This is a genomic window from Pseudonocardia sp. TMWB2A, assembly GCF_017312135.1.
Genome location: NZ_QKQY01000001.1, coordinates 1,294,884 through 1,321,103, shown reverse-complemented (window position 1 = coordinate 1,321,103; position 26,220 = coordinate 1,294,884). Strand labels below are relative to the sequence as shown.

Genomic DNA, 26,220 nt, shown 5'->3' with positions numbered 1-26,220 from the left:
CCGTCCGGAATTTCCGGCATAAGACCGAACTTTGCGAAGTTAAGAGGGTGTTTTTGGCAGAAAAGCGCGATTTCACTCGATTGCCACCCCCGACCACAAGATATGGTATCCATGCTGACTATCCTCTTATGCCCCCTTCGCCCGCCCGTAAAAGCTTACCGTATAATGTCCGGAAAGATTTTCTTGTTCCCCTCTTGTTCTATAAGAACAAATAGGATACATAATGATTCACGTTGCCGCTTTGGCACGGGAAGCGCATAGGGAAGGACGACGGCACATGACCGCATCTTTGAAACTGGTAGATTCCGACAAAGCGGGGAATATGGATAGACAAAAAGCATTGGAAGCAGCGCTCGCGCAGATTGATCGCGCGTTCGGCAAGGGCTCGGCGATGAAGCTGGGTAGCCGCGAGGCGATGGAGATTGAAGCGATCTCGACCGGCTCGCTCGGCCTTGATATTGCGCTTGGTATTGGCGGCTTGCCGCGTGGTCGCATCATTGAAATTTACGGGCCGGAAAGCTCGGGTAAGACGACGCTGGCGCTCCACGCCATTGCCGAAGCGCAAAAGGGTGGCGGCACGGCGGCGTTCGTCGATGCCGAACATGCGCTCGATCCGGTTTATGCCAAAAAGCTTGGCGTTGATATTGACGAACTGATCGTGTCGCAACCCGATACGGGCGAGCAGGCGCTGGAAATTGTCGATACGCTGGTGCGTTCGAACGCGATTGACGTGTTGGTGGTCGACTCGGTCGCCGCCCTCGTTCCGCGTGCGGAAATCGAAGGCGAAATGGGCGACAGCCATGTCGGTTTGCAAGCCCGTTTGATGAGCCAAGCGCTGCGTAAGCTGACCGGCTCCATTTCGCGTTCGCGCTGTATGGTGATTTTCATCAACCAAGTCCGCATGAAAATCGGCGTGATGTATGGCAATCCCGAAACCACCACGGGCGGCAATGCGCTCAAATTCTATGCCTCGGTCCGCCTCGACATCCGTCGCACCGGCCAGATCAAGGATAAGGAAGATATTATCGGCAACACCACCAAGGTGAAGGTCGTCAAGAACAAGGTCGCGCCGCCGTTCAAACAGGTCGAATTCGACATCATGTATGGCGAAGGCATTTCCAAGGTTGGCGAAATTCTCGACCTTGGCGTCAAGGCCGGTCTGGTCGAAAAATCGGGTGCCTGGTTCAGCTATGATTCGGTGCGGATCGGTCAGGGCCGCGAAAATTCCAAGACTTTCCTCAAATCCAATCCGGAAATGATGGAGCGGCTTGAAAAAGCCATTCGCGGCAAGACCGCCGAGGTTGCCGAAGAAATGATGACCGGCCCCGACAGCGACGATGATGCGGGCGACGACAGCTAAGAAGCTGGTGGCCCAGCATCCGGCAGGCGCGGTGGCAATCCGCGCTTTCCGGCAAGATGCTCAATAACAGGAAAAGCGGGTCGGGCGTTCCGGCCCGCTTTTCCGTTGGGCTGTCGGCCTGTTTTTTTCAGCTTCTTTTCGGGGCCAACCGCTTTGGTCCTTTTTTCCTGTAGCCGGTCATTTTGCAGCATTTTCCTTGGACCAAACGCGGCGAAGGGGATAGGCTATAGACCATGACCACCGCACAAGAATGGACCGGCCCTGTGGGCGATGTGTGGGCGCAGGAATGGCGCCGCACCGACCGTAGTTTTTCCGGCCTCACCGCCGAGCTTATTCCCGCTATCCTCGCCCAAGCGCCCCATAGCGGTCAAGCCATCGACATTGGCTGCGGCGCGGGCGAAACCGCGATTGCGCTTGCCTCGGCCAAGCCGGACCTCGCTGTCACCGGCGTCGACATTTCCGCAGAATTGCTGGCGATTGCCAAGACCCGTGCGGGCGATCTTCCCAACCTCGAATTCGAAGCTGGCGACGCGGCAAGTCGCGCCGCTGCCCACGCACCGGTCGATCTTTATCTCTCGCGTCACGGCGTCATGTTTTTCGATGACCCGCTCGCCGCCTTCACCCGTCTGCGCGCTGCCGCGTCCGACAAGGCCAGCCTGATTTTCTCCTGCTTTCGCGACTGGCACGACAATGGATTTGCCCATGTCCTCGCCGCGCTCACCGGCGAAGGCCCGCCACCGCCCGACGCACCCGGCCCGTTCGCCTTTGCTGACAAGGACAAGGTCACGCGTCTCCTCGACCAATCGGGCTGGACCGGCATCGAAGCCCGCCCTGTCGATTTCTCTTATGTCGCAGGCCAAGGCGCTGACCCGGTAGCGGACGCGCTATCCTTCCTCCGCCGCATCGGCCCTGCCGCGCGCGCCATCCGCGCCGCGCCCGAAGACCAGCGCCCCGCGCTCATCGCCGCGCTCACCGGGATATGCGAAAAGCACCGCACGTGGGACGCCGTCCTTTTCCCTGCCGCCGCATGGATATGGACCGCCCGCGTCTGAACCCTCGCCCGCCACTCAATCCTCCGACCGGAAGGCCCCCGCATGACCATCATCGTCCACCACCTCAATAACAGCCGGTCACAACGCATTTTATGGATGCTCGAAGAAATGGGACTGCCTTACGAAATCCGCCGCTATGAACGCGATCCCAAAACCATGCGCGCACCCGCATCGTTGCGGCGCATCCACCCGCTCGGCAAATCACCGATTGTCGAACATGGCGGACATACCCTCGTCGAAACCGGCGCGATTGTGGAATATCTGCTCGAACTGGGAGAGGGCGAACTCGCCCCGCCGCCCAACCGCGATGCGGTCCTTAAACACCGCATGTTCCTCCATTATGCCGAAGGCTCAATGATGCCGCCGCTCCTCGCGTTCCTTATCATCAGCAAGCTTGGCATCCTCGGCAAACCCGCGCGCAAACCCGTCCAGTCCATGCTGGACGACCATCTAGACTGGCTCGAAAGCGAACTGGACGGCCGCGATTATTTCATCGGCGACACGCTCACCGCCGCCGACATCATGATGAGCTTCCCCCTCGAAGCCGCCCGCGCCCGCGCTGGCCTTGACCCAAGCCGCCCCAACCTCGCCGCTTGGCTGGAACGCATCCACGCCCGCCCCGCCTATCAACGCGCGCTCGCAGCAGGTGGGCCTTACGCCTATGCGTGACCGGATGTCCGTGTCGGCCAAGACGGCGCTCCTTGGCGTCATGCTCGCCGCCGCCTTTCCCGCCCAAGCGGAAGATCAGATCCAGCCCTTTAGGTGGACCGATGTGGACGTCACCTCTGATTGCGGCCCCAACCCCGGATTTTTGCGGGTCTTGCGTTATCTAGACGGACGGCATCCAGATCCCGACGCTGCGCCTCCGCCCGTTGATGGCGCGGTTGCTCATGCGCTCGCGGGGGCGGGCGATACGGAGCAGCGCTTGAACCTCGATACTCCGCAAACATGGCATGGCCTCAAGCTTAGCGGTATCGGCGTCATGTCCGGCATTGAACGCGGCCCTGTAGCCTATAGCCTCTATTTCGAGGATGGCATCGACAAGGTGCGCCATGTCCTCAACCAGCGCGGCTGGAAAATCCCGCCCAAGGAAAATGGGCGCGAGATTATCGAAAATTATGCCTCGATCGGGCTGTATGCCGAAGCCGATGGTAGCACATCGGTAAGTTGCACGCGCGATTGAAGCCCGCACCTCTCATCCTTTGCCGGTAAATTCAACCGGACCCATCGACATTACCCGCTTGTCTAGCAGCATCGCCTCGCTTACATCGCGGCCATGACATCGACCAACGACATCCGCCGCTCCTTCCTCGATTATTTTGGCCGTGAGGGCCATCATATCGAGCCGTCCGCCCCGCTTGTGCCGTATAACGACCCGACGCTGATGTTCGTCAATGCGGGCATGGTGCCGTTCAAAAATGTGTTTACCGGCCTCGAAACGCGCCCCTATTCGACCGCGACGTCGAGCCAGAAATGCGTGCGCGCAGGCGGCAAGCATAATGATCTCGACAATGTCGGCTATACGGCGCGGCACCATACTTTCTTTGAAATGCTGGGCAATTTTTCGTTCGGCGATTATTTCAAGGAGCGCGCGATCACGCTCGCCTGGAACCTGCTCACCAAAGAATGGGGCATTAATCCGGACAAGCTGACCACGACCGTCTATCACACCGATGACGAAGCCTTTGACCTGTGGAAGAAGATTGCGGGGCTTCCCGACCACCGCATCATCCGCATCGCGACGGCGGATAATTTCTGGTCGATGGGCGATACCGGACCGTGCGGGCCATGTTCGGAAATCTTCTATGATCATGGCGACCATATTTGGGGCGGGCCTCCGGGATCACCGGAAGAAGATGGCGACCGGTTCGTTGAAATCTGGAACCTCGTTTTCATGCAATATGAGCAGATGGAAAGCGGCGAGCGGGTTGATCTGCCGCGTCCTTCCATCGACACCGGCGCAGGGCTGGAGCGCGTCGCGGCGGTGATGCAGGGCGTGCATGACAATTATGATACCGACACGTTCAAGGCGTTGATCGAGCAATCGGGCGAGCTGACCCGCACCGCGACCGGCGGCGAGCATAAAGCCTCGCACCGCGTCATCGCCGACCATCTGCGTTCGACCGGCTTCCTCATTGCCGATGGCGTGCTGCCCGCCAATGAAGGGCGCGGCTATGTGCTGCGCCGCATCATGCGCCGCGCGATGCGCCATGCCCATTTGCTGGGCGCGAAAGACCCGTTGATGCATCGGATGGTGCCGTCGCTGATCACCGAAATGGGGGCCGCTTATCCGGAATTATTCCGTGCCCAGCCCCTCATCGAAGAGACGTTGCTGCGCGAGGAAACCCAGTTCAGGAAGACACTCGACAAGGGGCTGAAGCTGCTCGACGAAGCAACCGCGGGCATGACCGAAGGACAACGGCTCGCGGGCGAAACCGCGTTCAAGCTCTACGACACCTATGGCTTCCCTTACGATCTCACCGAAGATGCGTTGCGCGGCAAGGGTTTTGGCGTCGATCGCGAAGGCTTTGACGAAGCGATGGCGCATCAAAAAGCGATGGCGCGCGCGGCGTGGAAAGGCTCCGGCGAAAAGGCGTCGGATGAAGTCTGGTACGACATTGCCGAACGCGAAGGCGGCACCGAATTTACCGGCTACGCATCGACCAATGGCGAAGCGCAGGTAATTGCACTCGTCAAGGATGGCGCGGAAGTGGATAGCGCAACCGAGGGCGATGACGTCACCATCCTCACCAACCAGACGCCTTTCTATGGCGAAAGCGGCGGGCAGATGGGCGATGCCGGTACAATCAGCGCCGCTGCTTTTACCGCAGAGGTTACGGATACCGCGAAGCCTTTGGGCCGTCTCCACGCGCATCATGCCAAAATCGGCAAGGGCACGGTCAAGAAGGGCGATATGGTCCAGCTTGCCGTCGATGCTGAACGGCGCGACCGCGTGCGCGCGAACCATAGTGCGACCCATCTTGTCCACGCCGCCTTGCGCGAGCATCTGGGCGCGCACGTCACGCAAAAGGGCAGTCTGGTCGCCGAAGACCGTTTGCGTTTTGACTTTTCACACCCGCAAGCCGTCAATCCCGCAGAAATCGCCGCGATTGAAGCCGATGTGAACGCGCAAATCCGCGGCAATGATGCGGTCACGACCCGCTTGATGTCACCCGATGATGCAATTGCAGCGGGCGCAATGGCGTTGTTCGGCGAAAAATATGGCGACGAAGTGCGCGTGCTGAGCATGGGCGCAAGCAAAGGCAAAGCGGCGGAGAAAGCGGACCCCAAAACCTATTCGGTCGAACTGTGCGGCGGCACCCATGTCAATGCGTTGGGCGATATCGGCCTGTTCAAGATCATCAGCGAAGGCGCAGTTGCGTCGGGCGTGCGGCGCATCGAGGCGCTGACCGGCGAGGCGGCGCGGCAATGGCTGACCGCGCGCGACGATGCTTTGAAGGGCATCGCGGCAACGCTCAAAACCCCGGTCGATGATGTGCCCGCGCGCGTCGGCGCGATGGCCGAGCAGGTCAAGCGGCTCGAAAAGGAACTGGCCGATGCCAAAAAGGCGCTGGCTTTGGGCGGCGCTGGCGGCGCGGAAGCCAAGATCGAGGACGTCAATGGCACCGCCTTTGTGGCGCAGGTCGTGGACGGGCTGGACCCCAAGGAATTGCGTGGTGCGGTCAATGATTTGAAGGCCAAGGTCGGATCGGGCGTCGCGATGATGGTGGTGACCAATGACGGAAAAGCGTCGGTTTCGGTCGGCGTGACCGATGATGTGACCGCGCGCTTCTCCTCCGTCGATCTGGTCAAGCTGGCGGTGGCAGCTTTGGGCGGGCAAGGCGGCGGCGGCCGTCCGGACATGGCCCAAGGCGGTGGCCCCGATGGCAGCAAAGCCGAGGATGCGGTCGCGGCCGTGCGCGCAGCCTTGGCAGGGTGATCGGACGGCGATAGGCGCGCGTTTCAGCTTGTGGTGCGCGGTATTCCGTCCATTTTTAGGGCTTCCTTCCCTCAACCGTTCGCCTCGAGCGAAGTCGAGAGGCGGTTAGCACATTGCTGGCGTGTCTCGACTTCACTCGACACGAACGGAGAGGGAAAGGGCCTGAAATGGGTATGGGTCAGAAAGAGTGGTAGCCCGTGCGTTATTGGCGCGGACCTAATCTAACTTGGCCTCATTAAAGCCCGACCCAACCCCTAATCCCCCACTCATCCTCATCCGCAGCGGAAGGAGCCGATCTTGCCGTTCATGCCAAGATGGGCGTTGAGGCGGTCGTGGCGTAAATCCATTGTAATCATCGCGTCTGGGGTGAGCCAGCGGATCGATTTTGCGCCCGATTTGGCCGCGACTTCGGCCCGCAATGCTGGTGTCGCTTCCTTGCCGACATAGGCGCGCACCTTGTCCGCACCGCAATCGGCGTCGACGATTTCGGCGGTTACTGCCGGTTCGTTATGAGGCAGCTCTTTTTTGGGCGGCTGGGCTTTTGGTGGCTCGGCCTTGGGTGGCCCGGCTTTTGGAGCGGCCGTTTCGGGCGGTTCACTGTTGGCCGGATTGGTAGGTGTAGGCGGCACAGTTTCGCTGGCAGGCGCGCCCGCCACCACTTCGCCGGACGCCGTCGCACTCACCCCGCTCTCCGGCATCGGCTCGCTGGCCGAAGGCTGGCATCCGGCAGCGAGAAGGGCAAGGGCGGCAGGGGACCAGAACAGGCGTTTCATCATATTCTCCTTCATGCGAACTGATGCGTGTCTGAAGCACGCATCATACGCGTCCACGCAATATTCGATGCTGGAGAAAGAACGGATGAGGGCGCGGCAAGGTCCGCAAAAATCCGGTAAATTACCGTAATTTTTCAGCGCCTTGCCGCAAGGGAGGGGCATTATGCGCTTCAATCTATTTCGCTTTCCCGTTAAAGTTACAGGGGTATGTAACCTTATTGCACCCCGCTTTTATCGCGCGCCGCCGTCCTTTGACCCTTATTCGACGCCCTTGATCTTCCCCCATTGGCGCGTGATCGTATAGCCAAGATAACCGGTGCCAAAGAGCGCATAAAGCGGTTCGGGCAGGCCGGTGAGGTAAGCGTTCATGCCCTTGGCAATCGCCATCGCGGTGTCGGGGCGGAAGGCGGCGATAAGTCCCATCGGAATGGCCCAGAGCAACAGCGCATACATGACATAAAGGAAAGATGGACGCGCGCGGCTGGTCCACGGATCGGTCGATTGCGCTTCAGCGACAATGGCCGAAAGCTGCGCTTGCACGACCTGCATTTCTTGGCTGTCCTGTTGTTTCAACAGTTCAAGCTTGGCGCGGTCGCGCGCTTCGGGGTCGGGAATGATCTTGTCGAGTAATTTGGCCACGGGGCCGATAATGGCTTCAATAAGTGCCATGATAAATCTCCTTGAAAGGGTAAGCGTTCACGAACCGATACGGTTCGCGAGCCAGCCGTAAAGAAAAGCTTCGTTGGCGGGGCGCTGTTCAGCAAGCGCGATATAGCGTTCGCCTTGCAAGGCTTCGAGCGCCTTCAGTAACACCGTGTGGCCAGTCTTGCCGCGCACGGTGAGAAAGCCGCCAAGCGCCGCCTCGGTTGCGGGTCCGATCAGGCCGTCCACATCAATATCGGGATAATCGCGCGCGCGGCGGTTGAGTGCGTTCAAGGCGCGCTGGAGCATCCGCACGGCGACGCCCGGCCCCATATTAACCGCGGTATCGAACATTTCTGCGGCAATAAGCATATTATGCCGTGCAATCCGGTTGAGCCGGGGCGTGAGCCAATATTGGTTGCGGTAAATATCGCGGGCAAGCTGCACGGGGAGGGCATCCATCCGGCCTTGATAGCCATGCGCGCGTGCGACCGCTTCGGTAATTCCCCAGCGCGTCGCCCCGCCGCGATCAGCGGGATGATTGCTGAAACCACCCTCCCGCATAATCACATCGTCAATCAGTTCGTCTATGTCCATATTAAGTCTCCAAAGAATCGTGGAGACAGAGATAACCAATATGGTTTTATGTAGGACAGGGGTTTTGATGGGAAGTGTGTGAGGGGTGGTGAGAGGGTTGTCGTCCCTGTTCCCCCGCGCAGGCGGGGGCCTAGGGAAGTATAGCGCCACGCAGCCCTAGGCCCCCGCCTGCGCGGGGGAACAGTAATGTGATAGGGCAGGCGTAGGCGTCCCCCAACAGCAAAATCCCCCGTCCTTGCCTCCGCTCAAGAAATTCTTTCTTTCGTGTGCGCCGGTTTGCGATATTTTGAAGGACATTCTTTCCTTATCTTCATGTCCTACTTTCTACCCATGACCCCGAATTTCTCCCTTATCCCCTCCCGTCCGCGCACCTGCGGGGCCGCCTTATGACCAAGCGCGCGCTTATCATTCGCCATGTGCCTTATGAGGGCATTGCGGGCTATCGCGCGCCGGTCGAGGCGGCAGGTTATGCCATCGACAAGGTTGATGTATGCGACCCCGCTTTTGCGCATGTGGATTTGAACGCGCCCGATCTGCTCATCATGATGGGCGGGCCGATGGGGGTGTATGAAGCGGATGTTTATCCGTGGATCAACTGCCAGAAAAACCGGCTCGCGCGGCGTCTGGAGGCGGGGCGTCCGACCTTGGGCGTATGCTTTGGCGCGCAGATGATGGCGGCGGCGTTAGGCGCGGATGTCTATGCAGGGCCGGTCAAGGAGGTCGGCTTCCATCCCGTCCATGTGCGCGCCAATGCGCGCGGCGGGCCGCTGCGCCATCTGGTCGATGTGCCGATCCTCCATTGGCATGGCGACAGCTTCACCTTGCCCGACAATGTCGAATGGCTCGCCTCCAGCAATGCCTATGACCATCAGGCTTTCCGGCGCGGGGACAATATATTGGCGCTGCAATTCCATGCCGAAATGGGCCTAGATGCGCGCTTTGATGCGTGGATAAAGGAATGGCCCGAATCCGTCACAGAAGCCGGGGGAGACGAGGTTTCTCTCCGGGCTGCCCATGACGAATTCGGGCCGGGTGCGGTCGCCGCAGGTCAAGCCATGCTTGGCGAATGGCTAGCCGGGCTGCGTGCCTAGGCGCTGACCTCCGGGTCCCCCTTACTATCTGACCCGGGACCAGACCTTGGTTCGACAGATGAAGGCGACGCACCCTTTCACTTCCAGCTTTCCGTCGGCGCGCAGCTTCAAAATGCCGCTGCGTGCGCCATCGCCGGATTCCGGATCATAGACCGGGCCGCCGCGCCATTCGCCGGGACCGCCGGAAAAGCTTTGCAGGACGACCAGCCCCTTGACCTTGCGGTTGCGCAAGGCGGGGTCGGAATTTTTACGGTCGCGCAGGTCCGGATTGGCGCGGATCGGCGCGCCATCAATCACCTTGCCGCACATATTCGCGCCGCATTTATAGATTTGCACACGGCCGTCATTATTGCCGGTCGCCCACACGCCTTCGATGCGGGCATGGGCAGCGGCGGGGAGCATCGCTGCTCCCAAAACAAAGGCCGTAAGGACATATTTCAAACGCATAAACTCTCCTTGAAAGCGGTTCGGATATTTGTCCGAAAGCGTCGGCGCTTAATGTTGGGCAGCCATTGCGGGCGGGAAGGTCGCGAGCGTTTTGGCAACAAGCGCACGGTCATCATGGTCCCACGGGTGGAAGCGCGGCTTCATATAGCCGAATGCGCCGACAACGAGAATACGCATCGGACCTTTGCGGCCATAAAGATAGCGCAGCATCCGGCTCCAAGTTTTGGCATCATTCAGGCCATCTTCCTTGAGCAAATCCTTGATATTACCGAACAATACCATGTGGAAACGGATGGTCGAAAAGGTCATTACGACACAGCGGCGCCACCAGTTGCTGAACGCCGAGCGGTTGCGCGTGACATGGACGAGCGTGTCATAAGCGACCGCTTTATGCTCGATCTCTTCGACCGCGTGCCAGCGCCACATTTGCAAGGCTTCTTCGGGCATCCCTTCAAGCTGCAAATCATCGGACAGCGCCGCATTGGCGAGCGTTGCGGTGAAATGTTCGAGCGCACAGGTGCTGGAAAGCTGGAGCAGGGCCGGGCGGCTTTTCGCCCAATTCACCATTTTGCGGGTGCGCTCTTCCAGCTTTTTAATGTCATAGCCGGCGCGTTCGGCCTGCTGGTTGAAAAACACATGTTCGCGGCTGTGCATCGATTCCTGATACATGAAATCGTCAATCTGGCCGCGCAGCGGCATCGACGTTTCATCGCGATAATGTTTGACCGAAGTCATAAAATATTTCTCGCCGATCGGGAATGTCGCGGACAGGGCGGTGAAGAAAGCGGTGCGGATGACATCGCCGCCAAACCACCAGCGTTGATAATTTGCGCCGCGACCGAATTTCCAGTCGCGCTTGATAATGGTCAGGTCATCCGGCGTATGGGCAGTATCGGACATATGGGCCTCACGAATCAAATGGACATTGATGTAAAAATAGATACACCCATTTTCCGGATTTGCAAGCCCTTGTTATATATTTGCGTCACATAGACATTGAGGTATACTTGTCGTTTCGACGAGCGGAGATTTATTGGGAATGCGGGCAAAATCATGAAGACTCCAAAGGTAACACGGGGACGCTATGCGACATCGACGGACCAGATGGAGCGTCCGCGCCGCAGGAAAAGAAATGGCGATGAAGCGCGCGAAGAGGGGCTGGTCGCGGCGCGCAAGCTGCTGCTCGAAGGCGGCCCCGGTGCGGTTACGGTTGCTAATGTCGGCAAACAGATCGGCATGTCGCATGCCAATGTGCTGCACCATTTCGGTTCGGCAGCGGGGCTGCAATCCGCGCTGATGGGGTCAATGGTCCGCGATCTGACCTCGGCGATTGACGAAACCGTGCAACAGATCCGCAAGGATGAAGGCGCGCCGCGTCTGGTGGTCGATCAGGTATTCGATGCGTTCGACAAGGGCGGGGCGGGGCAACTCGCCGCCTGGATTGCACTGGCGCGTGATTTTGAACATTTGGAACCGATCCGCGATGCGGTGCAGGCGCTGGTTGCCGCGTTCAAGGAAAAAATGACCGGCGTTGATACCGATGACCATATCCGGGGCGCGGTACTGATGGTGGCGCTTTGCGCGTTTGGCGATGCGGTGATTGGTCCGCATCTGCGCGACATGCTCGGCCAGTCGGACGAGGAAATGCGGGCGATTACCGCCAAGATATTACCCGTCCTCATCATGATGCCGCGCTAAGACGCAAAACGGGCGCGCGCAGGTTTTGTCCCGCGCTAGCCCGTAACGGCCTTTAGAACTGCTTGCGAAGCGACAGGCGGATGGTCCGGCCCATGGGGTCGATCTCGTCGCGCGCAAGCGCCTGGGGCGCTGTTCCGGGGCCGATATAGTCGATCCGCCGATAGCTGTTGAACAGATTCTGGATGTCGAGCGACACGCGCAGGTTCGACGCCCACCATTTGCCTTCGCGCGGGGGCATCAGATGTTCCGGCTCGGCAAAGAGCGACAGGCTGAACATCGTGTTGGCCGGGTAGCGGAACATCATCCCGCTCCCTGCCGTGCCGCCACGCACATAAGCGGTGGCGTTCCAATTGCCCGATAAGGTTGCGCCCATGCCGCGCTTGCCCGCCACCAGTTGCGCGCTGATATTGTGGCGCGGCTGGCCGCTGCCGCGCAGGCGATCGATGACCGGAAGGCCGGTGCGGATGAGGCTTTTGCTTTCCAATTGCCAGCGATGGTTGATCGTGGCGGTTACCGACCACGGACGCGGCGCTGCCGGTGATGGGGGTGTGCCGTCGGGTGCTGCGACCTTTTCGGTCCAGCGGAGCGACACGCCGGAGCTAATCTGCGCATTGACATCATGCGCGATATTGATTGCGCGAGCATCGACCGCGACCAGCTTGCCGCTGGCATCGCGGATGACCCTTTCGGGAAAAGCGGCCTCGATTTCGGGCGTAAGGGACGGGAGCGCACTGATCCCGCCGCGCGCAACATTGCGCTGATAGCCAAAATTGAAAGTCGCCAGATCATCCTTGAACGGCCGGAGCATAGCATTGATTGACAGGTTACGGCTGCTCCCGCCATGCAGGTCCGGATTGCCACCGAAAATATAGAGCGCCTGCACATATTCTTGCCGCGCAAAGTCGAATACACGGTTCAATATTTCCATCCGCGAACCATTGCGTTGGTCGGAGGAGGGCTCGACATTTTCATGCGACAGCGACGCGCGCAGATTGAGGATAGGGAAGGGCGACCAGCTCATCCCGCCATTCAGCCGGTAATAAAGCGGCGTGTCTGACGCGCGGCGTGCGGAGGCGCTAACATCAAGAGACAGGTCACCTAATGTGGCCAAAACATCCTGCGCACGGCTGGCAACCGGAATGGTAAAGGACATTTGGCCATCAACCTGCTCGCTACCGCTTTTACTGTCGGTGAACGCCTTGCTTGCCGAACTATAGGCGCTGTAGCGTGTCCGGAACCGGCTGGCATTGAGCGAGACGCTCGCATTGACGGCCCCTGCGGGCAAGGTGAGGATGGATTTGCTCATATTGAATGAGCCATTCAGTGATTGTGTGCGCGAGCGCGTGCGATCAGCGAGCAAGGGTGTGTCCGGCCAGGCGCCATAAGGATCGAATGAAGGATTTTGCGCATCGACAAGCGCCTGCACTTCGCTTGCATCAAAACCGCGCTCATATGCGTTGCGGCTGCGGCTATTATTATATTGCAGCGACAAGCTGCTCTGCCAGCCCATGACCGGGCCTGATACAGAGGCGCTGACACCAAAGGAGGTTGACCGCTGGCGGCTTTCCAACGCGTTGTCGCTGATGAGCTTGCTGACAAGCGTCGTGGCCCCGTTGCCGTCCGGAACGCGGATAGACGCGACCGGCATACCGACAAGCTGGCGGTTGCTATTGCGGTTGGCGTTGAAATTGAGGCTTCCCGAAAAATCGCCGAACGGACGGTTGATACCTGCATTGAAACTTGCCGTTTCCGATGCGCCCATAAGCGTTTCATAAGCGTCGGGGTCAATGTCCCCGTTTTCGGCATTAATGACGGATTGGCTGATCGTCAGGATTTCGGGCCGCAGCGGAATGTCGCGCGCGATACGCCGCAACATGGTGTCGCGCGAATAGCTGGCCTGCGCGTTCCACCGTGTATTGCCCGCGATTGTGTGGCGACCTGCGCTAAGCTGCGTCCCATAACGCCCACCCGCTGTGGGGGCGCTAATACCGGCATCGGTAGTCCAGCTTGCGAATTTCTTTTTCAGCTCCAGATTGACCACGCGCTTGCCCGCCGGATAGCCATAATGGGCGGCCGCTTCGGGCGGCAATATGGCGAGCCGCGCCAAAGCTTCGGGCGGGTAGCCGGTGATTTCGGAAGGGTCGGTGATGCGTTTGCCGTTGACGAGGAGGACGGGAGCCTCGCCTGTGCCGTCAATGAGCGGCGTAACGCTCTTGACCAGATCGCCAATATCGTCCGCGCCATAAGCGCCGATTTGCTGTTCATCCAAGTCGCGTTCGGATGCAATTTCGGCCTGGCCCCAGCGTTTGCCAAGGACGATAATTTCTTCCTCGGTCGAACCGGGGACGGTGGGTTGCAGCGGAGGCGCGGGCTGTTGGCTACTGATATCATGGTCAGGGTTGGGGGAAGATGTATCCGGGGTGGATGCAGCCATCGCTCCCGGTGCAGCATGGGCTGCAACCGGCAGCGCGCCAAAAAGGACAGAGAAGCTTGCGGCACCAAGCGCGATGCACAGCGCTGTACGGGAAACGGGCGAGGAGAATTGCCCAAGCGGGACCGGATGGACAAACATTGCTGTGGTTGCATCATGGGGGAGGCGGCGTGTCAATATTCGCTCTTTGCCTCCACGGTAAAATGAACCGTGCCGATGATTGTGTAGCACGCTGTCATCGGCTGGAGATGAGGGTAACGATAGGAGGACAGAGACAGGAAAACAGATGCACAATGAAACAGGTCATAATCCTCTAGGCCGGGAAAAAAATAGCGCGCCATGTAGCGCGCCCTAGTTGGGGAGAGTGTCGCCGTCATGACAACGGCAACGCTCAAGGATTAGTGATGGTCAGCGCGCCGGGGCCGGAAGTTTGGGTTAAGGTTCCCATAAACTTGCAGGGCGCACCTGCGGTTGCGGTTGAATCCGACATGGGGCTGCTCAATCCAATCGTGCGGGGTGCGGTGCCGTTTCCGCCCCACTGCATTTTGACCGGGCCGGTACAATAACCCGTGCTCAACACGAATTGCATTGTCCAGCCATTTACGGTCAAATGCGTACCGTCGAACGAAACTGTGCCGTTTCCATCAATAAAAGAAGCACATCCCGGCTTATCATAAATGCGTGCGGTAGCGGTTGCTGCAGACGATGTTGCATCTATGGTCAATTCCATGGTGCAACCAAAAGCCGACATATCTTTTTGATAAATAACCTGGCCACTAAAAACATAAGTTCCGGCAGGAGCGTATGTGGTGGCGTTTACGGTTTGAGCACATAGTAAGCCAGCAGAAGCAACAATGTATTTTAGGCCATTGAACATAATACACCCTTCCAATGTAAGAATTTATAGTAAAATTGTTACAGAAATGATCGTAGTATCAATATTATAATATCAGTTATTAACTTGCGGTGTGCTGCCTTGATATAGAATTCCCGTGATTTTACATGGTTTCCCGCCTGTAGAATCCGTTGAATCGGACAGCGGGCTGCTAAATATCATTTGCGAAGGGGTGACGCCGTCACTGGCATCCTTCCATTGGAACTGGATCGGGCCGTTACACACCCCGGCGCTCAATGGCGGGTCGATAGTTAGTCCCGCTATGGTGCCTCTATTGGGTCCCGTTGAGGCAATGGTCGCTGGGCCTGTGATTATAATAAAAGAGCATGGAAAAGCGCCACTAAAAGCAGCACCATTTGTTGGGATATGACCAACTCCAGAGCTGTCAATGGTGAATGTTATTTTAAAATCACAACTATAAGCGGCACCGTCTTTTTGAATTGTAACTGGAACCGAACTGGAAAATGTGTGGGGTCCACTAGGGGCGGGGGTATAACCAGCAGCCACAGGAGTTGCAGCGCCTAATAATGCGGTTGCTGCCAACGGAGTAAGGATCAACCGTTTCATTGCATCTCTCCTCGCGGCTTATATATCGTGAAAGTCACGACAACATATATACAGAAAAAGGGCGGCATTTTTTTGATGCCGCCCTCAAACTTTTTAATTATTAATTATTCACCTGTGGCGTGTTGGTTTGCTTGAGTACGCCCGTCATTTTGCAAGGCTTGCCGCCAGCAGAATCCGTTGAATCCGAAAGCGGGCTGCTCAAGTGAATTTCGGAGGGCGTTACGCCATCGCTTGCATCTTTCCATCCGAAATTGATGGGGCCGTTACAGACGCCAGCGCTCAACGGCGGGTCAATGCTCAAACCTGTGATCGTACCGCTATTTGTCCCGGTTGAAACAATTGTAGCCGGGCCGGTAACTGAAATAAAAGAGCAAGGGAAAGCACCGGAAAGTACCGCGCCGCCAGCCGCAACATGTCCGACACCCGCGGCATCGATAGTGAAGGTCACGGTGAGTGTACAAGGGTAAGCGGACCCATCTTTCTGCACTGAAACGGGACCCGATACGGTGTGCGGGCCGCTCGGTGCGGGCGTGTACCCAGCTACAGCGGGGACGGCTGCTCCTACGAGCGCAGTTCCAGCGACAAGAGCAGTGAAAAATTTCTTCATTTTACCTCTCCTTCCATTCTCGGTTTTAACAATGCTGCGTTTCGCATTTACGATTCGAAACGCATGTCGAACATATAAAAATAGATATTGTTGTCAAAGTATAAATTCATCCATAACGGTGCTATTATGCTGAAAGATAATGTAATTAAACTGCAACTTTGGAATATTGCTTCAATATTTTGAAACAATATTCCAGTTATACGGTTCAAAATTTCTTGGAAACGCTAAATCCTATAATACGTGGATCTAAAGTGAAGATGTTGGTGCTCAAGCCAGCATCGTCGCTATTCGTAAAAAAGTCTGTGATCGGAGACTTGTTAAACAGATTTTTCACATAAACCTGAAATGCAAGATCATCTTCCGGACGCGCCAATGTTACTGCCAAGTTGGCATTGTCCCATGCCTTGAGGCGGTCATACGCTGTATTATATACACGGGCATAGCTTTTCGACTGGCGGTAATAGTCACCACGAACGGTCAGTTCCCAATCACCATCATCGATGAAGAATGTATATTGTGCGCCGATATTAAACGTCAGCCTAGGAGCATTAGGCAGTTCATTGCCTTCCAGATCAGCATAAAACCCACGTCCACCGTTCGGGGCGTCTGTGATCGGATTATAATTTATGCCATAATAATTATAGAGCGGCAGACCATCTTTGATTTCAGGATCAAATGTACCCATTTCTCTAGAGCCGCCGCATAACGCCTGTAAAGCGCCTAACCCGAGCCCAAAAGCTGTAAACGGATGCTGCAAGATATCCTCAACAAGCTTGCGCGGAGCAATGCAGTTTGAAGGAAGTTGCAACCAAGGACGCAACACGACCCAATCTTCATTACCTTGGGTGCGATTCATCACGTCGATCGATTGCGCGCCCTTTTTCAAACGTGTCTGCAAATAACCCAGATTAGCATCAAGTCGGAACGCGCGTGACGGTCGCCAAGCGGCTTCCAGTTCAAGGCCCCAACTTGTCGCATCAAAATTCTCGTTAAGAGAAATGCGATCGACAATCTGGGAAATTTGATAGTCCTGATAATCATAATAGAAAGCGGTGGCGTTCAATGTGAAACGCCCTCCGTCAAAGCTGTTTTTGGTGCCGATTTCAAACGCCGTAATATATTCCGGTTTGAACGTAGATGGCAGAGGTTGGAACTGGACAATGCGCGGGTGCAGATTGGGCCGCGGGGGATTGGTGCCGCCGCCCTTATATCCGCGTGAGGCCGATGCATAAATCAAGGTCTGATCAGTGAAATCGAGGTCAGGTTTCCAATCAATGACGATGCGCCCGGTGGGAACAGACCATTTCTGTATAACGTCCGGATCGGTCGGATAGCCATAGCTGACATAACCGCCACTGGTCCCCAGCTCGGCACCGCCACCCAAGAGCAATTGACTTTGCACCGGAGTGGTAATTTTCTTGTCCTTGGTCCAACGCAGGCCAGCGGTGATTTTCAGATTATCCGTGACATTCACATAGGCTTCGCCGAAAATCGCCCAGGATTTTGTTCTGATAAGATTACGGCTGAGAAAATAGTTGTGACCTTGCTCGTCCAGAGAGTCGATCGGATTGGGGTCGACATAAACGCAATCCACACCTGTCGTCCCGATAGGACAAGGGTGGTAGTTCGGAATGGAATCAACCTTTCTATTGTACAGATTATAGGCCAAGAAAGAAAATACATTGTTGAATACATAATATTCATCTTTGGATTTGAAATCGAGGTAATTGACGCCAAGATTGAAATTAAACGGCCCGTCAAAAGAGGATTGGAGCCGGAATTCCTGGGACCATTGCCGATTTCTCGATCGGTTTAAATCTACTGCGATCAAACGATCCGAGCATCCCAATTGCGGGTCGCAGAATATGCCGCCGGGTGCCCCATGTTCCTGGCTCATGGGCTCCCCGGTCATAGTATAGACCAAGCCCCTGGAATCATTGAAAATCGGTTCGGACACAAAGCGGTTGAAATCTTGTAAGGAATAATAACGATCACGGGCATAAGCGGTCTGCGATACGAATTTGACCGAATCGCTTACGTCAAATTCTATATTTCCTTGAATGACATCATTTTTCGCACGGAATTCAGGATCTCTACTTGTTGATAGTTCGCGCAGATTGCGGGATTGCTTTACGTTGGCGAACGGATCCCCCCCTTTAATTCCAAGCACTGTGTTAAATGTTCCCGGATAGTCACCCATTGTGACCAAAATTCTTCCCGCTACGAGAAAGGCGAGGCCGTCGCCGTTTGGTGCACCATAAGCGGCATCATCATATAAAGAGCCTGGCAAGCAGCCTTGGCTGAAACGACCTTGCAAATCTTCGGGCACAGGAATTCCGGAAACTTCGGTCCGTCCCGGATCACGGGTACACAGATTTTTTCCGGTGCGTGCGCGGTTATCATCTTCTTCAAAATGTTGCCAGATCACATTGGCACGGAAACGGTCGCTCGGTTCCCATGCAAGGATAGCGCGGGTGGACCATAGGTCACGACCGTTGATACGCTCCATCGTGTAGGTATTATAATCAAATCCGTCACGCTTGGTCCAAGCTCCTGACGCGCGGAATGCCAGCGTATCGCCCAGCGGGATATTGATCATACCGCTCAGGCGGCGTGTTTCATAGCTACCGACTTCGGCTTTGATTTCGCCTTCAAATTGGTGCTTGGGCATGGCAGGCAGGATGTTGACGACGCCCCCCGTCGCGTTGCGGCCATAGAGTGTGCCTTGCGGGCCGCGCAGCACCTCGACGCGCGCAAGGTCGAAAAATTCCGATTCAAACAGGCGGTTGCGGATGAGCGGCGTATTGTTGAAGCTGACCGCGACAGCCGGATCGGACGATGCCGAAATCGCCTTGGTCCCGATCCCGCGGATCGAGAAGTTGTACATCGAAAAATTGCTCTTCGAAAAGTTGACGTTCGGCACGGCGCGCAGCAGCTCCGAGCCGCCTTCAATCTTTTGATTATCCAGCGCGTCCGCCGAAATCGCGGTGATCGCGATAGGCACGTCCAGAAGCTTTTCCTCGCGCTTCTGGGCGGTGACGATGATAGCATCGCCGGTGTCGACTTCTTCGGCGGCTACCGGTTGTGCGGCGGCGGCCTCTGCGGACGCATCCTGTGCATATACCGGCGCGGCAGACAGGCTGATGATGGCGATAAGGCTAGTAGTGCACGCGGTGCGTGCGAGGAATCGAGCGTTCATTTCCCCTCCCAGGGTGTAATGGGCCGCGCGATCCTCTTCCTCGAGACTTGACCGGTCTCTATTTTCGAAAGCGATGTCGGGCGACCGCGTTCTTGTTATCGAAAAGCTGCCTAACCATCCCGAAGCCCCCTGTTTGCCGGTGGATAATCGCGATGGCGCAGCCCGACTCAATAGGAGCCGGTTGCTTTCCAAGGTCGAACATTCCGGATATGGACATTAATGTCAATGCTGGGCGCCTCTGTTTGCCGCAGATTTATAGGAGTTTACGGGCGCAGGTAACCGGTTGCCCGCGATTTGACCGGACAAATATAAGGGTTGGGGGGATGCCTGATAATGCCGCCTTCCCTAGGGGAAAGTCAGGATGCGTCAGGCCTCCGGATATAAGGAGGGGACGGACGCTCTATGGCGAAAAATATTTTATCAAAAAATGCGCGGTGGCTGAAATAATCAGTCTCCACGCGACACCGGAATCAACGCCCCGTTAATCGCGCGCGCTGCCGGGGAGGCAAGGAACAGGATGACATCGGCAATCGCTGCCGGTTGCACCCAGCTCGCGAAATCCGCGTCCGGCATATCCGCACGATTGGTAGGCGTGTCGATCATGGTCGGGAGGATCGCGTTCACCGTCATATCCTTGTCCGCCACTTCCGCCGCCAGACTTTCGGTGAGCCGATGCACCGCGCCCTTGGACGCCGCATAAGCGCCCATGCCCGCGCCCGCCGTCACTGCGCCCGCTGCGCCAATATTGATGATGCGCGCGGCGCGCGCCTTTTCCAGTTCGGGAAGTGCAGCTTTAATCATGGTGGCAGTGGTGAGCGTGTTCATCGCGAACATTCGGCTCCAAGTAGAAATATCCCCATTACTTAAAGTTTCCCAAGTAAAACCGCCCGCAATATTGACGACAACATCGACCGACCCGAAGGTGGCGACAATATCGGCGACAACTTTGGCCGCGCTGTCCGCATCGGTGAGGTCAACCCCGCCAATATCCAGCCCGCCCGCAAGCGGCTCGGCGAGCGGCGGCGCAAAATCGACCCGCGCAACCCGGTCGCCTTTGGCCGCAAAAGCTTCCGCCACAGCGCGACCCAATATGCCAAACCCGCCGGTCACAATGATGTTGCGCGCCATGTGAAACTCTTTCCTTAAGTAGATGTGGCGCACGGAATAGCCCCATTTCCGGAGCAGGTCACGCACGAAAACCGCCCACCCATAATTAAATATTGTGTCCCCGAAATTAGCAGGCGCGCCCCGTTCGAGTTTCGGGGACACAATACTAAATAGACCCAGCGCTTGCCCCGGAAGCATTGCGTGCCTCCGGGGCGGTTGCGTCAATATTTGAAGCCGACGCCGACATAGATGGCGCGCGGGTCGCCGGGGAAATAATAGGCCCCGTCGGCGCCGCGGGCATTGGCCTGCACCGCAGTCCCCGCCACAAAGCTGCGGTCAAAGATGTTGCGCGCATCGGCGAACCAGTTGAACCGCTGGCCGATATCGCCATGCACGCGCACATGGGCGAGCGCATAGCCTTTCTGCTTCACGCTATTGGCATGGTCGATCCACACGCCGCCCGGCTGCCATTCGACCGAAGGCGCGATGGCGAACCCGCTGACCGGTTTCCATTCAATTTCGGCATGGAGCATATGTTCGGGGATACCCGCAATGCGGTTGTCGCCATAAAAAGCGTCCCCATCAAAACGGAAATCGTTGAACAAATAGGTTCCGCGCACGCTCAGCGTGTCGCCCAGCGGCACCCGCGCGCCAAGCTCCACCCCCTGATGGATAGTGCGGTCGGCATTGGCGGTGCCGATGGTCGTGCCAGTCGCATCGGTGAGCGCGAGCAGCTCATCGTCCAGCCAGGCGCGATAGGCGGTCGCTTCCAATTGCAGCGCACCCGCGCGATGCCGCCAGCCTGCCTCGACCGTGGTAGCCCGCTGCGCGCGCGGCATCGGCAAGAGCGGGCGTATCGGGGCTTCTCCGAACGGGGCCGCCTCAAAGCTGCGGCTCACATTGGCAAATAAGCGGTCGCTGTCCGATGCGGTCCAGATCAGCCCGAATTTGGGGCTGAACGCATCAAAGGTCGCGCGATAGCTGGCGGAAGGGTTCAAACGATTGTCGAGCCTGCGCGTTGTGCGCGTCACCTGTCCGCCAAGCTGGACCAGCAAGGCAGGCGACAGGCTGTGCGAATATTCGGCATAGAGCGTATAAAGCTGTGCCTCGACATCATTTTGCCCCGTGCGGACACCGGGCTTGCCATCGGGGTTGGTAAAGCGGCCTTCGCTGCCCTTATAGCGCGCCGCCGCCGTGCCCAGCACCAAGCGCCGCGTCAAGCTGTCCGATCCGAAATCGAACACCCCGCGCACATCCGCGCCGATATCGGTAGTGTCCTGCGTGAGGATCGCCATCGTCATCGGGTGGAAGCGGTCGCGGTGCGAGATGAAGGCGGAAGCCGTCACCTGACGCCCTTCCGCCGGGGTCCAGCTAAGCCGAGCGGCGGCGCGGTTGAGGTCATAATAATTGCCCGCATGAAGCCGCGATGCGTTGGGCGCGGCCTGCCGCCGGTTGGCGTTCATTGCCGCGAGGGCGATGCTGCCCGGCAATTGCAGGTCGGAATCGACATGGGTGAGGTAAAGCCGCCCTTCCAGACTGTCGCTGAAGCGATAACCGATATTGCCCGACACGCGCACTGCCTTGGTCGAGCTATGTTCGCGCCAGCCTTCCTGCTGGCTATAGGTGACGCCGATCACCGCGTCCAAAGCCTCGCCCGCGCCTGCAACGCGCGCATGGGCGCGGCGCTGACCGTAGGAGCCGGCATCCAGCCGCACGCCCAGTCGCTCGGCGGTGCGCCCGGTCGGCGTCACAATATTGACCGCGCCGCCCAATGTGTTGGCCCCATATTCCAGCGCATTGGCCCCGCGCCATATTTCGACATGCTGGATGGCGAGCGGGTCTATCGCCTGATAATCGCCCCCGCCATCGGCCGGGTTCATCGGGATGCCATCCTGGTAAATCTGGATACCGCGCATGAGGAAACCGCGCTGGATGCCGGACCCGCGGATGGAAAAGCGCACCTCTTCGCCGTGGCGGCTCTGGGCGTAAACACCGGGGGCATAAGCCAGCATATCACCAAGATTGGTTGCGCGGGCCTTATTATAATCGGCGGCGGTCACCAGCGTGGTAGCGCCTGCGCGGGCGTCCAGCCGTTCGGCGGCCTCGGCAAGCGCAGCATCGCGCGCTGTCACCGGCGCGGTTACGACGATGGTTTCATCCTTATCTTCAGCCTCATTGTCGGCAGCCTCTTCATGCGCGGCTAGCGGGGCGGGCGCGACCAGCCATAAGGCTGGCACAAGCGGGACTAGGAGCCTTGGGGCCAAGATGGTGGCGAGGCGCAAATGGGCGCGGCGGTCGAATGTCATAAAAACACTTTCAAAAATAGAGAATGGGCAAAAATAGAGAATGGGCCGCCGGTTCGCGAAGAGGTTGCGCGTTTCTATTTGAACAAAACAGGCGCGCACGGCGGCGCACAGGCGCAGGGTCTCGGGGTCGCGGACCGGACCGGCAAAAATGTCGGAGAAAAGGCACCGTGAGCGCGCCAGCCCGGCTTAACGGTCGGACTTTATGCAATAAGCGCGCGGTTGCGATGCGCTTTAAAAGGCGGCTGGCGGCCCTATGCTCGGCGGCAACAGGAAGGTCGCGCCGCGTAACACAAGGCGCTCCCCGAAAATATTCTGTTGTAATTTGGCTTGCAGATAGACGGCACGCAGCCAGTCAAAATCCGCCCCGCCCAGCGATGGCATAGCGAGCGCGGAAAAGGCGCACACACTATCCATCTTTTGCGGGTCCGCCCCATGTTGCTGATCCTGCGGCGCTTTATCGCGCGGGATAACCAGCGTCACACTTTGTTGCGACAGGCCCTCGTTGCAAAGCTCGACCTTGAGCGTCAGCGGCCCGTCGGTGGACACCATATAGCCTTGCGGCACGACAAATTTGAGGCACAGCGCAAAAACCACAAACCATATGGCCGCACCCCTATATCGCGCCGTCAAGAGTCGAAGGGAATCCATAGCGCGGCCCTATAAGGGAGGACGAGGGCGTTGGCTATCGCGAATGTGGGGGAGATAAAGGCGTATATCGCCCGGCCAGGGATTGCGATACGGCTTAATATTTGAAGCTGCACAGAAAAGGATAATCATCGGCACAGTTTTTTGTTTGTGCGCCTATGCGCCCCCATGATCGGCAATCATCGCTTCCAACGTGGCAACCAGATCGGCTTCCTCCGCAGGCTTGTCAGTCCGGATGCGGGAGATGCGCGGGAAGCGCATGGCGATGCCCGATTTGTGGCGCTTGCTGGTGTGGATGGAGTCAAACACCACTTCCAATACCAGCGATTTGGTCACTTCGCGCACCGGGCCGAAGCGGGCGGTCGTATTTTTACGAACGAAATTGTCGAGTATCTTCATTTCATCGTCGCTGAAGCCCGAATAAGCCTTGCCGACCGGAACAATGTCTCCGCCTTGGTCGGGCGGCGCAGTCCAACAGCCGAAGGTGAAGTCCGAATAATAGCTCGACCTCTTGCCCGATCCGCGTTGTGCATACATCAACACGCAATCGGCCACGAGCGGATCGCGCTTCCATTTATACCAATAACCGACGCGGCGACCCGCGACATAGGGGCTGTCACGCCGTTTCAGCATCACGCCTTCGATGGCGCTATCCCGCATTTGCCCACGCAAGGCTTCAAGCGCGTCAAAATTTTCAACAGCAATAAGCGGCGACAGGTCGAAATGGTCCGGCGGGAATTGGGGCATCCGCTTTTCCAATATGTCGCGTCTTTCTTGCCAAGAATTGTCCCGCAAATCGCGCGCGCCATCGAACAATATATCATAGAGCCGGACAAAGGCGGGATATTCCGCAAGCATTTGCGCGGAAACATTTTTGCGCCCCAATCGCTGCTGTAACGCATTGAAGCTGGCCGCTCCGCCTTCTTCGCCCCCTTGGAAGCTGCCGCGCACCAATAATTCGCCATCAAATACCCCGGCGACCGGAACAGCATTGGCTATATCCGGAAAAGCGGCGCTAATATCATCGCCGCCCCTGCTGAACAGCCGTGTTTCGCCGCCCACATTGGCAATCTGGACACGAATTCCATCCCATTTCCATTCAACCGCAAAATCGGCAAGGTCAAGATCGCTATGTTCGAGCGGCGGCGCCAGCATGAAGGGGCGGAAGCTGGGAACAGCCGATATATCGGGCCGCGCAGCCCCGCGCGCAGCCCAATCAAACAGCGCCGTATAGGGAGGACGAAGGGCGTGCCACACTTCCTCTACATCATTAATGTCGAGGTTGAACGCTTGGGCCAGTGCCAATTTCGCAAGACGGGCCGACACGCCGACCCGCATCCCTCCGGTTGCAAATTTGAGCAAAGCGAAACGCTCACCGGCATCCATCCGGTCCAATAGCTCCGCCAGAATTTTGCCCGCATTTGCGCGGGTGGTGGCGTGGAGCAGGTCAACGACTTCGCCGAGCGCCGGTGCAGAGGACGGGACAGGCGGTTCCGGCCATAACAGGCTGACCGTTTCTGCCGTATCGCCGACATAATCACGCGACAGCCGGAATAATGTCGGATCGACACGCTCGGAAATGAGGGCGCGCACGGTGGCGGATTTAACCGCCGGAAAATCAATATTTCCGGTCAAAGCCGCCAGCGCCCACCCGCGATCCGGATCAGGCGCATTTTGCAAATAGCGGGCAATCAGGTCGAGCTTGGCATTGCGCGATCGTGTATAAATGAGGCTGTCGAGGAGGGCGGCAAAGGCCTTCATCCGTCATCATCCTCGTCGTAGCCGTGAAGGTCGAGCGCGCGCGCTTTTAACTGGTGCATCTCGCACCAATGGACCAGCGCATCATCGCGCCCGTGGGTCACCCATGTTTCTGCGGGGCGCAGGGTCTGGATAGTATCGGTGAGTTCGTTCCAGTCCGCATGATCGGAAATGATGAGCGGCAATTCAATCCCCCGCTGCACGGCGCGCTGGCGCACGCGCATCCAGCCTGAAGCCATGGCCAAAAGCGGGTCGGCCATGCGGCGGCTCCACCGGTCGGCCAGCGCCGAGGGCGGGCATATTATGATTTCCCCTGCCAACTCAGCGCCCTTACGCTCTTCGATTAAACGCAACGGACCAAGATCAACGCCGAAATCGGCATAAAGTGCGCACATCCGTTCGAGCGCGCCGTGAATGAAAATGGTGCGGTCATAGCCTCCCCGCCGTAATTCCGCGATGACGCGCTGGGCTTTGCCCAGGGCATAGGCGCCGACAAGAAGGGTGCGCTCCGGATACATATGGTGTGCGCGCAATAATTTGCCGATTTCCTGTTCGATTGGCGGATGGATAAAGACAGGTAAACCGAAGGTCGCTTCGGTGATTAAAATGTCGCAGGACACCAATACGAAAGGAAGACAGGTCGGATCGGCGCGGCGTTTGAAATCGCCGGTAACAACGACACGCTCGCCTTGCCTTTCGAGCAGAATCTGCGCTGATCCCAGCACATGGCCTGCCGGAAAAAAGGTTGCGGTCACGCCATCCCCGAGCGCAACCGGCTCGCGCAGCTTGGCCGATATTATATTGTCAAAATGGCCATAGCGCAGCGCCATGATGGCCGCAGTTTCGGCGGTCGTTACCACCGTGCCATGCCCGCCACGCGCATGATCGCTATGGCCGTGCGTGACCAGCGCCTTTTCGACCGGAAGCGACGGATCAATCCAGCAATTACTGCCTTTAATGAAAAGGCCGCTGGGACGGGGCACAAGCCAATGCGTGTTTTTCTTGTGTGCCACCTATTCAGTCGCTCCGCTTTTGGGGGACTATTCTTGGCCGTAAAAGTTCGTTTGCCTCGCCCATTTCCATCCGGTATCAATCGACAAATTCG

24 protein-coding genes are annotated in these 26,220 nt (G+C 57.7%); 8 read left to right on the top strand and 16 right to left on the bottom strand.

The window, feature by feature from the left end; translation table 11 throughout:
* Positions 1-322 precede the first annotated feature (322 nt).
* The 5 genes from recA (at position 323) to alaS (ending at position 6,352) form a co-directional block, all read left to right on the top strand.
* Positions 323-1,360: a recombinase RecA gene (gene recA, locus DMP17_RS06170; protein ID WP_443217875.1), complete on the top strand. Its 1,038-nt coding sequence runs from the start codon at positions 323-325 to the stop codon at positions 1,358-1,360.
* 233 nt (positions 1,361-1,593) lie between these two features.
* Positions 1,594-2,412, top strand: coding sequence for a class I SAM-dependent methyltransferase (locus DMP17_RS06165; RefSeq protein ID WP_337828184.1), 819 nt, complete (start codon positions 1,594-1,596; stop codon positions 2,410-2,412).
* Between the two features lie 42 nt (positions 2,413-2,454).
* A complete protein-coding gene (locus DMP17_RS06160) occupies positions 2,455-3,081 on the top strand; it encodes a glutathione S-transferase family protein (RefSeq protein ID WP_337828183.1) in 627 nt (208 codons plus the stop codon).
* The gene (locus tag DMP17_RS06155; protein WP_337828182.1) at positions 3,074-3,595 is read left to right on the top strand and encodes a hypothetical protein; all 522 of its coding nucleotides are present in this window, start codon (positions 3,074-3,076) and stop codon (positions 3,593-3,595) included. Before DMP17_RS06160 ends, DMP17_RS06155 begins: the two co-directional genes overlap by 8 nt.
* Positions 3,596-3,688: 93 nt before the next feature.
* Positions 3,689-6,352 carry an alanine--tRNA ligase gene (gene alaS / locus DMP17_RS06150; protein ID WP_337828181.1) on the top strand — a complete coding sequence of 888 codons (2,664 nt, stop codon included), beginning with the start codon at positions 3,689-3,691 and terminating at the stop codon, positions 6,350-6,352.
* A 272-nt stretch (positions 6,353-6,624) separates the two neighbouring features.
* Here the strand turns inward: alaS and DMP17_RS06145 are convergent, their stop codons facing one another.
* The 3 genes from DMP17_RS06145 to DMP17_RS06135 form a co-directional block, all read right to left on the bottom strand.
* Positions 6,625-7,125: an I78 family peptidase inhibitor gene (locus DMP17_RS06145; RefSeq protein WP_337828180.1), complete on the bottom strand. Its 501-nt coding sequence runs from the start codon at positions 7,123-7,125 to the stop codon at positions 6,625-6,627.
* Positions 7,126-7,383: 258 nt separating this feature from the next.
* On the bottom strand, positions 7,384-7,794 hold the full coding sequence (locus DMP17_RS06140; RefSeq protein WP_337828179.1) for a holin family protein: 411 nt from the start codon (positions 7,792-7,794) through the stop codon (positions 7,384-7,386).
* Between the two features lie 27 nt (positions 7,795-7,821).
* Positions 7,822-8,364 (bottom strand): glycoside hydrolase family 108 protein, encoded by a 543-nt coding sequence (locus tag DMP17_RS06135; RefSeq protein ID WP_337828178.1) that lies wholly within the window; start codon positions 8,362-8,364, stop codon positions 7,822-7,824.
* A 386-nt stretch (positions 8,365-8,750) separates the two neighbouring features.
* Between DMP17_RS06135 and DMP17_RS06130 the strand changes: the two genes are divergently transcribed.
* The gene (locus DMP17_RS06130; protein ID WP_337828177.1) at positions 8,751-9,455 is read left to right on the top strand and encodes a glutamine amidotransferase; all 705 of its coding nucleotides are present in this window, start codon (positions 8,751-8,753) and stop codon (positions 9,453-9,455) included.
* Between the two features lie 24 nt (positions 9,456-9,479).
* Here the strand turns inward: DMP17_RS06130 and DMP17_RS06125 are convergent, their stop codons facing one another.
* On the bottom strand, positions 9,480-9,902 hold the full coding sequence (locus tag DMP17_RS06125) for a DUF2147 domain-containing protein (RefSeq protein WP_337828176.1): 423 nt from the start codon (positions 9,900-9,902) through the stop codon (positions 9,480-9,482).
* Positions 9,903-9,950: 48 nt separating this feature from the next.
* Positions 9,951-10,802, bottom strand: coding sequence for a metal-dependent hydrolase (locus DMP17_RS06120; protein ID WP_337828175.1), 852 nt, complete (start codon positions 10,800-10,802; stop codon positions 9,951-9,953).
* 204 nt (positions 10,803-11,006) lie between these two features.
* Here DMP17_RS06120 and DMP17_RS06115 point away from each other — a divergent pair, with 204 nt between their 5' ends.
* Complete coding sequence (locus DMP17_RS06115; protein WP_337828174.1) at positions 11,007-11,600, top strand: TetR/AcrR family transcriptional regulator; 594 nt, start codon at positions 11,007-11,009, stop codon at positions 11,598-11,600.
* A 52-nt stretch (positions 11,601-11,652) separates the two neighbouring features.
* Here DMP17_RS06115 and DMP17_RS06110 read toward each other — a convergent pair whose 3' ends face one another.
* The 8 genes from DMP17_RS06110 to DMP17_RS06075 all read right to left on the bottom strand — a co-directional run bounded on the left by DMP17_RS06110 (position 11,653) and on the right by DMP17_RS06075 (position 22,712).
* On the bottom strand, positions 11,653-14,208 hold the full coding sequence (locus DMP17_RS06110) for a hypothetical protein (protein WP_337828173.1): 2,556 nt from the start codon (positions 14,206-14,208) through the stop codon (positions 11,653-11,655).
* Entirely contained in the window at positions 14,205-14,426 is a 222-nt protein-coding gene (locus DMP17_RS06105; protein ID WP_337828172.1) for a hypothetical protein, read from the bottom strand. The genes DMP17_RS06110 and DMP17_RS06105 overlap by 4 nt, the downstream gene beginning before the upstream one ends.
* Positions 14,423-14,908: a hypothetical protein gene (locus tag DMP17_RS06100; protein WP_337828171.1), complete on the bottom strand. Its 486-nt coding sequence runs from the start codon at positions 14,906-14,908 to the stop codon at positions 14,423-14,425. Before DMP17_RS06100 ends, DMP17_RS06105 begins: the two co-directional genes overlap by 4 nt.
* Positions 14,909-14,980: 72 nt before the next feature.
* On the bottom strand, positions 14,981-15,493 hold the full coding sequence (locus tag DMP17_RS06095) for a hypothetical protein (RefSeq protein ID WP_337828170.1): 513 nt from the start codon (positions 15,491-15,493) through the stop codon (positions 14,981-14,983).
* Positions 15,494-15,593: 100 nt separating this feature from the next.
* A complete protein-coding gene (locus DMP17_RS06090) occupies positions 15,594-15,941 on the bottom strand; it encodes a hypothetical protein (RefSeq protein WP_337828169.1) in 348 nt (115 codons plus the stop codon).
* A 364-nt stretch (positions 15,942-16,305) separates the two neighbouring features.
* Positions 16,306-19,299 (bottom strand): TonB-dependent receptor, encoded by a 2,994-nt coding sequence (locus DMP17_RS06085; protein ID WP_337828168.1) that lies wholly within the window; start codon positions 19,297-19,299, stop codon positions 16,306-16,308.
* 447 nt (positions 19,300-19,746) lie between these two features.
* Positions 19,747-20,493: an SDR family oxidoreductase gene (locus tag DMP17_RS06080; RefSeq protein ID WP_337828167.1), complete on the bottom strand. Its 747-nt coding sequence runs from the start codon at positions 20,491-20,493 to the stop codon at positions 19,747-19,749.
* Between the two features lie 134 nt (positions 20,494-20,627).
* On the bottom strand, positions 20,628-22,712 hold the full coding sequence (locus DMP17_RS06075) for a TonB-dependent receptor family protein (RefSeq protein WP_337828166.1): 2,085 nt from the start codon (positions 22,710-22,712) through the stop codon (positions 20,628-20,630).
* Here DMP17_RS06075 and DMP17_RS06070 point away from each other — a divergent pair.
* Positions 22,689-22,883, top strand: a complete 195-nt coding sequence (locus DMP17_RS06070) for a hypothetical protein (protein WP_337828165.1) — start codon at positions 22,689-22,691, stop codon at positions 22,881-22,883. The genes DMP17_RS06075 and DMP17_RS06070 overlap by 24 nt on opposite strands.
* A gap of 60 nt (positions 22,884-22,943) precedes the next feature.
* Here DMP17_RS06070 and DMP17_RS06065 read toward each other — a convergent pair whose 3' ends face one another.
* From DMP17_RS06065 to DMP17_RS06055, 3 genes are all read right to left on the bottom strand, one after another.
* Entirely contained in the window at positions 22,944-23,306 is a 363-nt protein-coding gene (locus DMP17_RS06065; RefSeq protein WP_337828164.1) for a hypothetical protein, read from the bottom strand.
* Between the two features lie 207 nt (positions 23,307-23,513).
* Entirely contained in the window at positions 23,514-25,118 is a 1,605-nt protein-coding gene (locus tag DMP17_RS06060) for a cisplatin damage response ATP-dependent DNA ligase (protein WP_337828163.1), read from the bottom strand.
* The gene (locus tag DMP17_RS06055) at positions 25,115-26,128 is read right to left on the bottom strand and encodes a ligase-associated DNA damage response exonuclease (RefSeq protein WP_337828162.1); all 1,014 of its coding nucleotides are present in this window, start codon (positions 26,126-26,128) and stop codon (positions 25,115-25,117) included. Before DMP17_RS06055 ends, DMP17_RS06060 begins: the two co-directional genes overlap by 4 nt.
* Between the last annotated feature and the right edge of the window lie 92 nt (positions 26,129-26,220).

What these genes read in the sequence shown, in the direction of transcription:
- recA (WP_443217875.1), top strand. Translation starts at nt 323, where the DNA reads ATGGATAGACAAAAAGCATTGGAAGCAGCGCTCGCGCAGATTGATCGC.
- DMP17_RS06165 (WP_337828184.1), top strand. Translation starts at nt 1,594, where the DNA reads ATGACCACCGCACAAGAATGGACCGGCCCTGTGGGCGATGTGTGGGCG.
- DMP17_RS06160 (WP_337828183.1), top strand. Translation starts at nt 2,455, where the DNA reads ATGACCATCATCGTCCACCACCTCAATAACAGCCGGTCACAACGCATT.
- DMP17_RS06155 (WP_337828182.1), top strand. Translation starts at nt 3,074, where the DNA reads ATGCGTGACCGGATGTCCGTGTCGGCCAAGACGGCGCTCCTTGGCGTC.
- alaS (WP_337828181.1), top strand. Translation starts at nt 3,689, where the DNA reads ATGACATCGACCAACGACATCCGCCGCTCCTTCCTCGATTATTTTGGC.
- DMP17_RS06145 (WP_337828180.1), bottom strand. Translation starts at nt 7,125, where the DNA reads ATGAAACGCCTGTTCTGGTCCCCTGCCGCCCTTGCCCTTCTCGCTGCC.
- DMP17_RS06140 (WP_337828179.1), bottom strand. Translation starts at nt 7,794, where the DNA reads ATGGCACTTATTGAAGCCATTATCGGCCCCGTGGCCAAATTACTCGAC.
- DMP17_RS06135 (WP_337828178.1), bottom strand. Translation starts at nt 8,364, where the DNA reads ATGGACATAGACGAACTGATTGACGATGTGATTATGCGGGAGGGTGGT.
- DMP17_RS06130 (WP_337828177.1), top strand. Translation starts at nt 8,751, where the DNA reads ATGACCAAGCGCGCGCTTATCATTCGCCATGTGCCTTATGAGGGCATT.
- DMP17_RS06125 (WP_337828176.1), bottom strand. Translation starts at nt 9,902, where the DNA reads ATGCGTTTGAAATATGTCCTTACGGCCTTTGTTTTGGGAGCAGCGATG.
- DMP17_RS06120 (WP_337828175.1), bottom strand. Translation starts at nt 10,802, where the DNA reads ATGTCCGATACTGCCCATACGCCGGATGACCTGACCATTATCAAGCGC.
- DMP17_RS06115 (WP_337828174.1), top strand. Translation starts at nt 11,007, where the DNA reads ATGGAGCGTCCGCGCCGCAGGAAAAGAAATGGCGATGAAGCGCGCGAA.
- DMP17_RS06100 (WP_337828171.1), bottom strand. Translation starts at nt 14,908, where the DNA reads ATGTTCAATGGCCTAAAATACATTGTTGCTTCTGCTGGCTTACTATGT.
- DMP17_RS06095 (WP_337828170.1), bottom strand. Translation starts at nt 15,493, where the DNA reads ATGAAACGGTTGATCCTTACTCCGTTGGCAGCAACCGCATTATTAGGC.
- DMP17_RS06085 (WP_337828168.1), bottom strand. Translation starts at nt 19,299, where the DNA reads ATGAACGCTCGATTCCTCGCACGCACCGCGTGCACTACTAGCCTTATC.
- DMP17_RS06070 (WP_337828165.1), top strand. Translation starts at nt 22,689, where the DNA reads ATGGGCGCGGCGGTCGAATGTCATAAAAACACTTTCAAAAATAGAGAA.
- DMP17_RS06075 (WP_337828166.1), bottom strand. Translation starts at nt 22,712, where the DNA reads ATGACATTCGACCGCCGCGCCCATTTGCGCCTCGCCACCATCTTGGCC.
- DMP17_RS06060 (WP_337828163.1), bottom strand. Translation starts at nt 25,118, where the DNA reads ATGAAGGCCTTTGCCGCCCTCCTCGACAGCCTCATTTATACACGATCG.